Here is a 12,470-nt window from a genome sequence, read left to right as displayed (position 1 = left end):
GCACTGTGGCGGGTTGTGTCTTTCACAGCCCCGCCACGGCAGTTGTGTCACGACCGAGGCAAGTCACTGGCCAGCAGTTTCTGCGGGTCCAGACGAGCGCCATGATATTTTTCGTAAATGTCGATCAGCTTGCCGTTGTCGAGATTGGTCTTGATCCACGCGTCGATCCATTCCTTGAGCTTCGGCTCGTTCTTGCGGAGTGCAATGCCCAGCGGGTAAGCCTTGGCGACAAACTTTTCTTCGAGGTCGAGCTTGGGGTTGGCCTTGATCAATTCCGTCAGAAGCGGGCGGGACGTTGCATAAATTGCAATCTGGCCGCTGGTGACTGCCGCACTCGATGTTGGATCATCCTCAAACCGCACGATCTGCACGCCGGCAACATCCGCCGTCTTTTCCGTCAGATTGGTGTCGTTGACCGTACCGCGCGTGACCGCAACAGATGCATCGGTTAGATCCGCATAGGATTTCACTTTTGCTTCTTTGGGTGCTGCAACGACAATTGCGGTTTCAGCATAGGGAATGCTGAAATCAACAACCTCCAGCCGCTCCTTTGTTATTGAAAGCGTGGACACCGCCAAATCAGCCTTGCCGGAGACAAGAAACGGAATGCGACCCGAGGTTGGAACCTTCAGGAACTCCACATCCACGCCCAGGTCCTTGGCCAACAGCTTCGCTGTTTCGACTTCCGAGCCGGTCGGCTGGAACTGTGCATCGCGCATCGCATAGGGCGGGTTGCCAAGATCAATGGCGACCTGCAGTTTGCCTTTCTGGCGGATCGTATCCAGTTGATCGGCAAAAGAGGTCTGGGGCATCATGGCCGCCATACAGATGCCAAGTCCCATTATTGCCAGAAATTTTCTCTTGTTCAGAATAGTCATATTTCCTCCTCCTGTTGTTGATGATGTCGCTCCTCATCGACACCACATGCTTATGATCGGATGTTCAGTGATGCGCGCCAACGAAGCTGCGCAATTCAGGTGTTTGCGGATTTGCCAAAATTGTCGGCTCGCCCTGTTCGCAAATCTGGCCCTGATGCATGAAGACAATTCTGTCTGCCACGCGCTGGGCAAAATCCATTTCGTGGGTGACGAGCAGCATCGTCATGCCACCCCGCGCCAGATCTTCGATGACCTTCAGCACTTCTCCGGTCAGTTCAGGGTCCAGCGCCGAAGTGACCTCGTCGAACAGCATGACCTTCGGCTTCATCGCGAGTGATCGGGCAATGGCTACACGTTGCTGTTGTCCGCCGGACAATTGCTCGGGATAGGAATCTATCTTTTCCGCCAGTCCAACCTGCCGCAAAACCGTCTCGGCTATTTCGCGCGCGGCGGGTCTAGTCAGTTTCTTGACCCAGCGCAGCGCCAGAGTGATGTTTTGTTCAGCCGTCAGATGCGGGAAGAGGTTGTAGCTTTGAAAGACGATGCCAACATCCTGTCGGAGCGCGCGCAGATTGATATTGGGATCACTGACGCGATGATCGCAAACCCAGATATCCCCGCTGTTGACGGTTTCGAGCCGGTCGACACAGCGAAGCGCTGTGCTTTTGCCGGAACCGCTTCGTCCGATCAGAGCAACAACCTGTCCCTTCTCAATTTCGAGATTGATACCTCTGAGCACCGGCAGCGAGCCATAGCTTTTATGAACGTCAACAAACTTAACGACGGCTGGCACTGTACATCCTCTCGAATTTCCGGCTGGCCGCTGAGAGCGGGAAGCAAATGCAAAAGTAGAAGAATGCGATCACGAGATAGGTCGTGAAGGGCTGGAACGTCGAAGCGTTGATTTCCTTGCCAATATAGGTCATCTCGGCCATGCCGATGATCGATGCGAGCGACGTGTTCTTGACGATCTGGACCATGAAGCCGACTGTTGGCGGCGTTGCGATGCGAATAGCCTGGGGCATGATGACGAGGAACAGCCCCTGCAATCCAGTCAAGGCCAGACAATCGGATGCTTCCCACTGCGTGCGTGGCACGGATTGCAGGCTACCTCGCCAGATGGCGCCAAGGAAGGCGCTCGCGAAGATCGTCATCGCAACGCTGGCCGCAAAAAGTGACGAAACTTCAATGCCGAAGACCGGCAAACCGAAGTAAACGATGAACATCAGGATCAGAACCGGTGTGCCCTGCACCAGAACGGTATAACCATCGACCAGAGCAACCAAAGCCTTGTTCTTTGCTATTCCAGCCAGCGCCACGGCAAAGCCAAGCAGGCCGCCGAATATGAAGGCGATGATCGAAAGCAGAACTGTCCAGACCAAGCCTTGAAGCAGAACTTCGATGTGAATCCAGGAGAAATTCGTAAACATCCCGACCTCCTAAAGATTGGTGCCAAGACGGCGTTTGCGTGGAAACAACGCCAACCCCAGAAGCTTGAACAGTCCCCGCATCAATAGGGAAAGGACGAGATAAATCACCAGAATGACGAGATAGACTTCGAAAGAACGAAAGGTCATCGACTGGATTCTGGACGCAGCTCCGGTCAGCTCTTCAGCCGATATCTGCGATGCAACACTTGTTGCCAGCATCAACAGCACATACTGACTGACGAGAGCGGGATAAACCTTCTCAAGTGCTGGCGGCAGCATAATCCCTGCAAGCATTTGCAGCCGGGACAGTCCCAGTGTGTCAGCAGCTTCCAGCTGGCCGGGGTGAATGGCCTGCAAGCCCGCGCGAATGATCTCGCTGGAGTAAGCGCCAACATTGATGGTCAGGCCGATTAGCGCCGAGGTCTGGGCGGAAAATTTGACGCCCATGGAAGACAGTCCGAAATAGACCAGAAACAGCTGCACGAGCAGAGGTGTATTGCGGATCGCCTCGACATAGATCGCCACGAGAATGCGCAGGAACTTGTATTTGCTGATGCTGGCAACCGCACAGATCGTGCCCAGCACGAAGCCCAGCGCCGTGACAATCAGGGACATTTGGATCGTCGCCAAAGTACCTTTGAGCAGCAGCGGCCAATACTGGCTGAGGAAGCTGAAACTGAACTCGTAACTCATAGAGACTTCACCAGTTCAGGCGAAGAACCCTGCAAGGCACAAGTCAGTTTCTGTTCCACGCCCAACCACAGACAGGCAGATGCTCCGCCTGAAACACAGCCGCACGCGATCACACAATCGAAGATTGCAGTGTACAATCCAGTCACAAATATTTCCTCCCAAGCCCGATGTGCTCCACCCTCACAAGGGTCTCCTCGAAGCGCCATCTGCTCAATTTCAACCAAGCTAATTCCAACTTATGACATATGTCAAGATCGCGGGCGGATTTCTTTGCTATGGGGATGAAACTTACATTTCCACCCGAAACTTATTCCGCTTTTGGTCGAAAAATCGCCGTGTGCGCCATAGGCAGACGGTACAAAAGCAAACCAACCGGCAATAACCGGTTGGCTTACTTTGCTAACAACTCATTGAAATATTTTAGTAATAGCGTATCCGCCATCAATCACAACGGCTACGGACGAAAAAGAATATCGCCCGTTTTCCGTTCACTCCCATTTAGGCAAGTGCGGCACTTAAATCATGGGAGAGATCATTGATTTCCCGCAGGTCGAGCTCGGATTCCACATGTTCAAGGTGGTGTGCCATCAGATCGGCGGCCTTTGTGACGTCGCCATGCAGAATCGCTTCCACAATCTCCGCGTGTTCATCAGGCCCGCAGTTGAAGCGGTTGGTATTGCGGTAGACAGCTGTGATGAGAGAGGTGCGCGAAATGAGATCGCGCATCGTTGTGAACAGAAAATCAGAGCCCGTCAATTCGGCCAGCAGCAGATGAAAACCACCTGACAGCTTGATAATATCGGTCGTGACATTGTTCTTGTTGGCGACACGTTCTTTCGCAACATGTTCGCGCAAAATCTTGATCTTGTCCTTTGACGGAGAACGCCCAAGGCGCTCGACCACACAACGCTCAACAGTCCGGCGTACGAAGAACACATCCCGCGCTTCTTCCACGGTCGGCTTGCAAACAAAAGCGCCGCGATTGGGAATAATCGTGACAAGCCCTTCCCGTTCAAGCGCGGCAAGCGCCTGACGGATACGCGCACGGCTGACGTGAAAAATCGTCGCCATCTGCTCTTCTTTAAGCTGCACCCCCGGACGCAGACGGCGCTCGGCAATGGATAGCCATACTTTCTCAACAATCTGCTGCGTCGAGACACCTGTCTGATCAGTCATGGTCTTGCTCCCGTTCCGGTTCAGGAAGCGTGATGCGACCGAAAAAGTCAACTATTGCAACCGCAAAGCGCCTACAAAATTGTCAACAATACATCGTGATGCTTCTATTTCAGGCACATATTCCGCAGATGGCGTTCGTATTGCCCGTCTTCACACGCGGATAGTCATAGGTGTTCACCTTCGAAGTCGCGTAGCCCGCTCCGACCAAAGCTTCGGCAAGCTTCACCGCCGCCGCAACGCCGTCGATCACCGGAACGCCCGTTGCATCCCGCAACCGGTCGCACAAGGACGTCATGCCCGCGCAGCCGAGAATGATCGCCTCCGCCCGATCTTCGCGCTTGGCGAGTTCGATTTCGTTGATCAAAAGCCGTTCTGCTTCCGCAGGATCATCTTCCAAGCCGAGTACCGGCAAATTGATCGCACGCACTTTTCTGCAATGACGATCTGCGCCGTAATCACTGACCAGATCTTCGATGATCGGAACCGACCGCGGCAAGGTCGTGATAATTGAAAAGCGCCGGCTGATCGTCATAGCCACCTGTACCGCCGCCTGACAAATACCCAGTACCGGACCCTTCGCGATCTCTCGCGCCGCATGCAGGCCGGGATCGTCAAAGCAGGCGATCACATAGGCGTCCACACCTTGCGCTTCACCTTTTCGGATTTCCGCAAGCATGCCCGGCACAGCCAGTGCTTCGTCGGTTCCGCCTTCAATGCTGACAGGCGTGTCGGCAGGATTTGAGGCTGAGACCGTGGTGCTGCTGTGTTTGACGAGCAGAGCACTATCAAGAGCTTGCGCTGTCATAGACGCTGTTGAGTTAGGATTGATCAGATGAATGTGCATGGTAAAAATTCTCGAAGAACCGTCGTTCTGGCCTAGTTTTCCGGCTTCACGAAATCGGCGATGGTCGGTGCCTTCAAAACGAACTGACGATCTGAAGTGATGTAATTGTCGGCGTGAAGCCGGGCAATCGGTTGATAGAATTCGGGATCGACGTAGTGGCCGTCGGCATCCAGACAATTGCGACGAACGTGCATATGCACCACCTCACCCAGGATAAGCGCGCGACGCGGATAATCGATCACACGTTCGACACGGCACTCGAAGGTGCAAGGTGCCTGCTCAGCAAAAGAGACATCGATTTTCTGGCAGGGTGTCGCTGACAGCCCGGCCATCTCAAGCTCATCGACTTCGCTGTCGAAACCCAATCCGCAGATCAGCATCTGTTCCGACAATGCCATGTCGATCATGCTGATTGCGAACTCGCCGGTGCGACGGATATTCGCCAGCGTGTCCTTCTCCTCACCGGAAAGACGTGGTTGAATGCCCAGAACGACAATGGCCGGGTCGTGCGAAAACACGTTGAAGAAACTCATCGGCGCGGCATTGCTATGGCCTGCTGGTGAACGGGTTGTCACAAGTGCTATCGGTCGTGGACCGATGAAATTCGTCAGAAGCCTGTAACGGCTTTGAGGGTCCAACTCTTCAAAATCGAATTCCATCACGTCCCCAGAACCTGATTTATTATCTACAATAATATTTCATATTGTCGACAATTTAACAACCCGCTTTAATCCCGACTGGAGCACTTATCCGCAGATCTCGGCACCTGCTTTAAACGTGCAACAGTAGCCCAACGCGGTGCCTGAACACCCTACCTATATCAGGCAGCTGCTGCGGCCTCTTCCACCAGATGACAGGCGACGCGTGTGCCATTCGACAAAGTCTGCATCTTCGGCGCTTCTTGCGCACAGCGCGCCACCGCAAACGGACACCGCGGATGGAATGTGCAACCCGAAGGCGGTTTCAGCGGGCTTGGAACTTCACCGTTTGCCGGTGTGCGGTTGCGATTGGGAGATTCAATGTTGGGGATCGTCTGCAACAAAAGCTGCGTATAGGGATGACGCGGCTGCGCGAAGAGTTCTTCCGTATTACCCTCTTCAACAATCCGCCCCAGATACATGACCGCGATACGATCGGACATGTGGCGAACGACGCTCATATCATGGCTGATGAAGAGGTAGGTCAGGCCCAGCTCATCCTGCAAGCGGCGCATAAGATTGAGCACCTGCGCCTGCACCGAAACGTCCAGCGCCGAAGTCGGCTCGTCGCAAACAAGAAACTCAGGCTCGCTCGCCAAGGCACGCGCAATTGAAATGCGCTGCCGTTGCCCACCGGAAAACTCATGCGGAAACTTTTCGCCGTCGGAGGGTGAAAGCCCGACAGTACGCAGAAGTTCCTCCACGCGCTCGGTGACTTCCGCCGCTGTTTTGCGCAGTTTCAATTCGCGCAATGGTTCAGCGATGATGTTCTTGACGCGCCAACGAGGATTGAGCGAGGCATAAGGGTCCTGAAATATCATCTGCGCCGTCAATGGCGCACCACTTTTGCCGGGCGCAAACCGCATTTGGCCGCTTGTTGCACCATGCAATCCGGTGACCAGTCGGGCCACGGTTGACTTTCCGCATCCACTTTCACCAACGATACTCAGACAACCACCTGCTGGCACCGTAAAGCTGATATCGTTGACAGCCTGGAGGTACTGGCGCGGCTTGCGCTCTATCACTCTGTTGAGCCATGGAGCCGAGACATCAAATGTCTTGACCAGACGCTCGACGGTCAAAGCCGCAGTTTCTTTCGACGGGTTCGTCATACGCTGCCTCCTGCGTTGAGCCAACAAGCGCTAGCGCCAAGATTGGGGTTTTGACTGATAAAGTTGAGTTCGGGACGCTCCTGAAGGCAACGTGGCACCGCCACCTTGCAACGTGGATTGAAAGCGCAACCCTTGGGAATAGCGTCAAGACGCGGCATTGAGCCATCGATCTGATTCAGCTTTTCCACGCGCGCACCAAGCGACGGGATCGAGGCCATCAAGCCCTGTGTATAGGGGTGACGCGGCTGATGCAGAACCTGTTCGACAGGCCCGATCTCAATCAGTCGCCCCGCATACATTACGGCAATGCGATCAGCGGCTTCGGCAATCACGCCCATATCGTGCGTAACGAGCATAACAGCGGTTTGCTTTTCCTTGCAGAGTTTCCGCAGGAGCGAAATGATCTGTGCCTGGATCGATACGTCCAGCGCCGTCGTCGGTTCATCGGCGATGACGAGCTTAGGGGAAGCGGCAAGTGCAAGTGCAATCACCACGCGCTGCCGCATACCGCCCGAGAACTGATGCGGATACTGGTTGACGCGGTCCTCCGGCGAAGGAATGCCAACATCGCGCAACAACTGGATAGCCCGTTCACGCGCCTGAGCCTTGCCAAGACCAAGATGCCGCCGGATCGTTTCGACAAGCTGCGCGCCCACCGTGAACAGCGGATTGAGCGAGGTGAGCGGATCCTGAAAGATCGCGCCGATTTCACGTCCGCGAATTTTCTCCATGGCGCGGTCATCCAGTGTGTCTATCCGGCGCTTGCCAAGCCACACTTCACCGTCGGCGATATGCCCAGGCGCTTCCAGCAGGCCCTGAATGGCCAGACCGGTCATCGACTTGCCAGCACCGGATTCACCCACAACACCAAGGATTTCACCGGGCCGGATCGACAGGCTGACATCTGACAGAGCGGTAACCGTGCCATGACGCCCTGGAAAATCCACGCGCAGATTGCGCACTTCCATGATTGGTTCTTGCATGTCATGCATTGAAATCACCTTCTATCGGATAGCTGGAAGGGAAGATTTCCGCGACAGGAGGATGGTTCCAGCTGCGCTCGGGATATTTGGCGATAAGTCCGTCGAACTGGGCCTGTGCCTGACGACGAGCTTGTTCCATATCCAACCCTGCAAGCTTTCGATTAATCATGGAAGCGCGGCCATCGACAAAGACCGCGCGCGTGATCTTGCCCGAACCGCCTGTGACAATGGTCGTGATGGGGTCAACTGTCGCGGCCATGATGGTATCGCCGAGATCGAAGATCGCTATATCCGCTCTCGCACCCGGTGAGAGGTGACCGAGATCACCGCGTCCGAGTGCTTTTGCGCCACCTATGGTCGCCGCGTCAAAAAGATCCGCTGACCGCAAACGATCCGGCGCGCCATCGGCGATGCGGCCAGCGATAAGGCCCGTCAGCAAATTCATGAGCATATCTGGCGGCGTGGTATCTGTGCCCATGGCAATATTGATCCCCCGCTTGCGGCAAGCGGAGAAGGATTTGAGGATCGAACCGCTGCGTGCCGATACCAGCGGACAATGCACAATGGAAACGCCATTGGCCGCATAGAGGCCCAGATCTTCATCCGTTGCGTTCGTCGCGTGAGGTGCAATCATCCGGTCGCTGAGCAGACCATGTTTCGCAAGCCAGACCGGAGCAGTCGAGCCATGCAGCATCCGCACAGTATCGACTTCCATCGTGCCTTGAGCCATGTGAAGACGGAACTTGCAGCCAAGATCGCGCGCCGCTGCATCAGTGCGTTGCAACAATCCAAGTGTCGAAGTCTCGACCCGATCCGGGGCCAACATACCGCGCACCAGATCGCCGTGACGCCCATTCTGGCGCTCGATATAGGCAATGGCGTCTTTCAGCCCCTGAAAACCACGCTCTTCGTCGAAAACCGGAATAATCTTTCCCGGTTCTTCCAGAACCATACCGCCGGAACGGTAGGCAGGACTCAGGTAAACGCGTAGCCCCAGTTCACCAGCCGCCTCGGCAGCAGCATCGAACTCGGCAACTGTTTCGCCCCATTCTCGATAGAATAGAGAGGCGATAGGCGCTGCCGTGGTGATCCCGTTCAACAGGAGTTGGCCGAACGCAAAGCGCTTTTGAAAAGCCAGCTCGTCCTGACTGTACATCTCATAAGGGCCAGCCTCGACATAAGACCGTGGCCAGACGCGACCCTTGGCCCAACCAGGATGGTTGTCTATGCCAAGAATGGTGGTGTCGAGGTCCGACAAGGCATCAAGATCAATGAGACCCGGCGAGATTAGCGCATTGCCGAAATCGATGCGGCGCGCCAGTTCTCCGGTGAAGCCATGTCCAACAAAGACAATCTCGCCATTGTCGAAAACGACTTCACCATTGCGTAAAAGCGTATGGTTGCCATCCTTGTGCCCAACCACCCAACTGGCGGTAATCAGAGTCCGTCCATCAGGACGCTGACCGAGGGTTAATGTGTCAATAGCATTGTTCATCACGGCATCTCCACCACAGCAACGCCGTTGCGTGCAGTGACGCGACCGTTTTTGACCACCAGAGGGCGCGGCGCGATATCCACCACGGCATGGGCCAGTGTTTCACCCGTCAAAAGGGTGAAGTCGGCATTGCAGCCCACATCGAGACCATAGTTTTCAAGACGCATCACATCCGCGCCGCCTTGAGAGACGATGTACAGGAGATGTTCGAGATCATGGTCCGAGCGGACACCGTTTTTCATGCCAATGATCTTGGCACGGTCTAGCATATCCGGCTGGCCCCAAGGTCCCCAGGTGTCGCGAATGCCATCACAACCACCACCAACGCGCACGCCCGCTTCCTTCAGGCGTTTGATCGACGGCACCGTGGCCGATGGCGCGCCGGTCGTCAAAATTGCGACATCCAGAGCCGCGATCTGTTCGATCAACTGGCCGACGCGCAAATAATCATTCATGCCGAGCGCGAAAGCATGGCTGATCGCCACCTTCCCTTCCATACTGTTGGCGCGGATACGCTCAAAGATGAGTTCCATCGTGAACGCGCCAAGATCGCCGGTCTCATGCAGATGAATATCAATCGGTACGCCGTGCTTGAGTGCGAGCGCGAACAGAATATCGAGCTGACCCTTTGGGTCGCGATCAATACCGCATGGATCAATACCACCCAGAACTTCACAACCCTGACGCAAGGCCTCATCGAGCAATTCTTCCGTACCAGGCATGACCATCAGACCCGACTGCGGGAATGCAACGATCTCGATATCGATGATGCCTTTCAGCTTCTCGCGTGTTGCCCAGACGCCTTCGACCAATGACAATCCATGAGTGGGGTCGATATCGACATGGCTGCGGATATGCGTTGCGCCATGGGCAGCAAGACCGATGGCATGACGCATCGACTGGCGATGCGGATCAAGGCCGATTTCCAGCCGGTGCTCGCGCTCGAAATCGATACGTTCACGCAGAACCGCGGCACGATTATTGACATGCCAGGGCATGCCCCAGGTGGTCTTGTCGAGATGCGTATGCGCATCAATCAGGCCGGGCGCCATGATTGCATTGCCACCATCTTCGATGGCCATGCCCGGTTCTGCCTCGAACCGTCCGAAACCCGCAATCTTCCCATCCTTGATCAAAGCATCGCACGTATCGCCAGCCATAGGGCGCACATTGCGGAGCAAAAGATTGTTCATCGATATTACCTCAGTTTCGGATTGAGAGCATCGCGCAGCCAGTCGCCAAGCATATTGACGGCCACGACCAGCAGGCAGAGCTGAATGACAGGGAAGAGCACGATCCACCAGGAACCGGAAAACAGGAACTGGTTGCCGATGCGGATTAGTGTCCCGAGAGAAGGCTGGCTCGGCGGCATCCCGATGCCGAGGAAGGACAGCGTGGCTTCGGTAAGAATGGCCATGCCGAAGTTAAGCGTTGCCGCCACCATGATGGGGGTCAGTGTATTGGGCAGGATATGTCGCGCCATAATGCGGCGCGCCGGAACGCCGATCAGACGGGCGGCGGACACATAATCCTTGCCGGTTTCAACGATGGCCTGAGCGCGGACAGTACGGGCATATTGCACCCATGCGGAGAGCGCGATGGCCAGAATGAGAACCGCGGATGCTCCGACCTCGCGCAGGCTGACAGGCAACATCTGTCGCACGACGGTTGAAACCAGAATGGCGACCAGAATGGTCGGGATCGACAGCGTGATATCGCCGATGCGCATCAATAGATTGTCGATAAAACCGGCGAAATAGCCGGAGACCAAACCGGCACTCATGCCGATGAGCAAGGAAAGCACAACGGAAGCGATGCCGATAACGATGGAAATGCGCGTGCCATAAAGAATGGCTGACAGCATATCGCGCCCTTGCGTGTCGGTGCCCAGCAGGAAGGGCCATTCGCCGCCGTCTTCCCAGATAGGCGGCAGCTCTGCTTTCCACATATCGAGTGCAGCGCCATCATAGGGGTTTTGCGGTGCAATGAGGGGTGCAAACAATGCCGTCAGGATCAGGATTGCGAGCAGTGCTGCGCTGATCATTGCGGTCTTGCTGTGTGTGAACGACCACCACAAGTCGCTTTTACGAATCCGCTGTACAACCGACGGGCGGGAGATGGTAGTGGTTTGCGTGGTTGGGGTGCTCATCGGCTTTGACTCCACAATCGGTTCCATGGGCAACTCAACGCGCCGTGCGCAGGCGTGGATCGATCACCGCATAGGCAATGTCCACGAAAGTGTTGAGTACAACGAAGATGAAGGAAATGATGCAGAGATAGGCTGCCATAACCGGGATATCGAGGAAGGTAACGGCCTGAATGAACAACATGCCCATGCCCGGCCATTGAAACACGGTTTCGGTGATCAGCGCGAAGGCGATCAGCGAACCGACATTCATCGCTGTCATCGTCACAACCGGCATAAGGCAGTTGCGAAGAGCATGACGGAAATAGATACGCCAGCGCGGAATACCGCGGGCACGGGCGAATTTCACGTAGTCCGAACGCAGCACTTCCAACATTTCTGCGCGAACCAGACGCATGACAAGCGTGACTTGATAAAGCGAGAGCGCAATGGCCGGTAGCAAAATCGCGATACGACCGGAATGCGTCAACAATCCCGTGGACCACCAGCCAAGCTGTACGACATCACCCCGTCCGAATGCCGGGAACCAGCCAAGCGTGACCGAAAAAACCAGAATGAGCAGTATACCGACCACAAAACTTGGCAGCGAAACACCGACAATGGAGAGAAACTGCAATCCCTCCGTATACCATTTGCCACGTTTAATTGCTGTTAGCACGCCAAGAGGAAGGCCAAGCAACAACGAGATCAAGGTGGCCACCAGCACCAGTTCCAGTGTTGCCGGAAACCGCTCGGCGATAAGGCCAAGCACATCCTGACCATTGCGATAGGAAATGCCGAAATTGCCCTGAGCGGCGTTCACCACGAACCGGGTATATTGTGTCATCAGGCCATCGTTAAGCCCCAGACGCTCACGCAGATTATCGCGGTCGGCCTGTGTCATCTGTTCGTTGGCCATCATCTCGACGGGGTCGCCCGCCAGACGAAAGATCAAAAAGGCCAGCAAGGCAACAGCCAGCATGACCATGATGGCATTGGCCAGACGCTTGATGATAAAAACCAGCATGTGAATTCC

The 12,470-nt window shown here is 55.3% G+C and carries 13 protein-coding genes; all 13 read right to left on the bottom strand.

The features are described 5' to 3' along the window. Positions 1-47: 47 nt before the first annotated feature. Positions 48-878, bottom strand: coding sequence for a transporter substrate-binding domain-containing protein (locus ABWW11_RS12010; protein WP_319080241.1), 831 nt, complete (start codon positions 876-878; stop codon positions 48-50). A 64-nt stretch (positions 879-942) separates the two neighbouring features. Further along, positions 943-1,671 (bottom strand): amino acid ABC transporter ATP-binding protein, encoded by a 729-nt coding sequence (locus ABWW11_RS12005; protein WP_124915445.1) that lies wholly within the window; start codon positions 1,669-1,671, stop codon positions 943-945. Then, positions 1,655-2,308 (bottom strand): amino acid ABC transporter permease, encoded by a 654-nt coding sequence (locus ABWW11_RS12000; protein WP_109366027.1) that lies wholly within the window; start codon positions 2,306-2,308, stop codon positions 1,655-1,657. Before ABWW11_RS12000 ends, ABWW11_RS12005 begins: the two co-directional genes overlap by 17 nt. A gap of 9 nt (positions 2,309-2,317) precedes the next feature. After that, positions 2,318-3,001 carry an amino acid ABC transporter permease gene (locus tag ABWW11_RS11995; protein ID WP_109366028.1) on the bottom strand — a complete coding sequence of 228 codons (684 nt, stop codon included), beginning with the start codon at positions 2,999-3,001 and terminating at the stop codon, positions 2,318-2,320. Positions 3,002-3,499: 498 nt separating this feature from the next. Further along, positions 3,500-4,177 (bottom strand): GntR family transcriptional regulator, encoded by a 678-nt coding sequence (locus ABWW11_RS11990; protein WP_078337166.1) that lies wholly within the window; start codon positions 4,175-4,177, stop codon positions 3,500-3,502. Between the two features lie 109 nt (positions 4,178-4,286). Further along, complete coding sequence (locus ABWW11_RS11985) at positions 4,287-5,021, bottom strand: aspartate/glutamate racemase family protein (RefSeq protein ID WP_109366029.1); 735 nt, start codon at positions 5,019-5,021, stop codon at positions 4,287-4,289. 32 nt (positions 5,022-5,053) lie between these two features. Continuing rightward, a complete protein-coding gene (locus ABWW11_RS11980; protein ID WP_109366030.1) occupies positions 5,054-5,680 on the bottom strand; it encodes a flavin reductase family protein in 627 nt (208 codons plus the stop codon). Positions 5,681-5,841: 161 nt separating this feature from the next. Further along, positions 5,842-6,831 (bottom strand): ABC transporter ATP-binding protein, encoded by a 990-nt coding sequence (locus ABWW11_RS11975; RefSeq protein WP_109366031.1) that lies wholly within the window; start codon positions 6,829-6,831, stop codon positions 5,842-5,844. Beyond that, a complete protein-coding gene (locus ABWW11_RS11970; protein WP_109366032.1) occupies positions 6,828-7,823 on the bottom strand; it encodes an ABC transporter ATP-binding protein in 996 nt (331 codons plus the stop codon). The genes ABWW11_RS11975 and ABWW11_RS11970 overlap by 4 nt, the downstream gene beginning before the upstream one ends. Further along, positions 7,816-9,309: an amidohydrolase family protein gene (locus ABWW11_RS11965; protein WP_109366033.1), complete on the bottom strand. Its 1,494-nt coding sequence runs from the start codon at positions 9,307-9,309 to the stop codon at positions 7,816-7,818. Before ABWW11_RS11965 ends, ABWW11_RS11970 begins: the two co-directional genes overlap by 8 nt. Beyond that, the gene (locus ABWW11_RS11960; RefSeq protein ID WP_109366034.1) at positions 9,309-10,502 is read right to left on the bottom strand and encodes an amidohydrolase family protein; all 1,194 of its coding nucleotides are present in this window, start codon (positions 10,500-10,502) and stop codon (positions 9,309-9,311) included. The genes ABWW11_RS11965 and ABWW11_RS11960 overlap by 1 nt, the downstream gene beginning before the upstream one ends. A 5-nt stretch (positions 10,503-10,507) precedes the next feature. Then, complete coding sequence (locus ABWW11_RS11955; RefSeq protein WP_109366428.1) at positions 10,508-11,458, bottom strand: ABC transporter permease; 951 nt, start codon at positions 11,456-11,458, stop codon at positions 10,508-10,510. Between the two features lie 34 nt (positions 11,459-11,492). Beyond that, complete coding sequence (locus ABWW11_RS11950; RefSeq protein ID WP_078337171.1) at positions 11,493-12,461, bottom strand: ABC transporter permease; 969 nt, start codon at positions 12,459-12,461, stop codon at positions 11,493-11,495. Positions 12,462-12,470 lie beyond the last annotated feature (9 nt).

The organism is Brucella sp. NBRC 113783, assembly GCF_040372265.1.
Lineage (GTDB): Bacteria > Pseudomonadota > Alphaproteobacteria > Rhizobiales > Rhizobiaceae > Brucella > Brucella teleogrylli.
This window is presented reverse-complemented; position numbering and strand designations above follow the sequence as displayed.

Coding starts and splice junctions, on each gene's coding strand:
- ABWW11_RS12010 (WP_319080241.1), bottom strand. CDS start 878: ATGACTATTCTGAACAAGAGAAAATTTCTGGCAATAATGGGACTTGGC.
- ABWW11_RS12000 (WP_109366027.1), bottom strand. CDS start 2,308: ATGTTTACGAATTTCTCCTGGATTCACATCGAAGTTCTGCTTCAAGGC.
- ABWW11_RS11995 (WP_109366028.1), bottom strand. CDS start 3,001: ATGAGTTACGAGTTCAGTTTCAGCTTCCTCAGCCAGTATTGGCCGCTG.
- ABWW11_RS11990 (WP_078337166.1), bottom strand. CDS start 4,177: ATGACTGATCAGACAGGTGTCTCGACGCAGCAGATTGTTGAGAAAGTA.
- ABWW11_RS11985 (WP_109366029.1), bottom strand. CDS start 5,021: ATGCACATTCATCTGATCAATCCTAACTCAACAGCGTCTATGACAGCG.
- ABWW11_RS11980 (WP_109366030.1), bottom strand. CDS start 5,680: ATGGAATTCGATTTTGAAGAGTTGGACCCTCAAAGCCGTTACAGGCTT.
- ABWW11_RS11975 (WP_109366031.1), bottom strand. CDS start 6,831: ATGACGAACCCGTCGAAAGAAACTGCGGCTTTGACCGTCGAGCGTCTG.
- ABWW11_RS11970 (WP_109366032.1), bottom strand. CDS start 7,823: ATGCATGACATGCAAGAACCAATCATGGAAGTGCGCAATCTGCGCGTG.
- ABWW11_RS11965 (WP_109366033.1), bottom strand. CDS start 9,309: ATGAACAATGCTATTGACACATTAACCCTCGGTCAGCGTCCTGATGGA.
- ABWW11_RS11960 (WP_109366034.1), bottom strand. CDS start 10,502: ATGAACAATCTTTTGCTCCGCAATGTGCGCCCTATGGCTGGCGATACG.
- ABWW11_RS11955 (WP_109366428.1), bottom strand. CDS start 11,458: ATGAGCACCCCAACCACGCAAACCACTACCATCTCCCGCCCGTCGGTT.
- ABWW11_RS11950 (WP_078337171.1), bottom strand. CDS start 12,461: ATGCTGGTTTTTATCATCAAGCGTCTGGCCAATGCCATCATGGTCATG.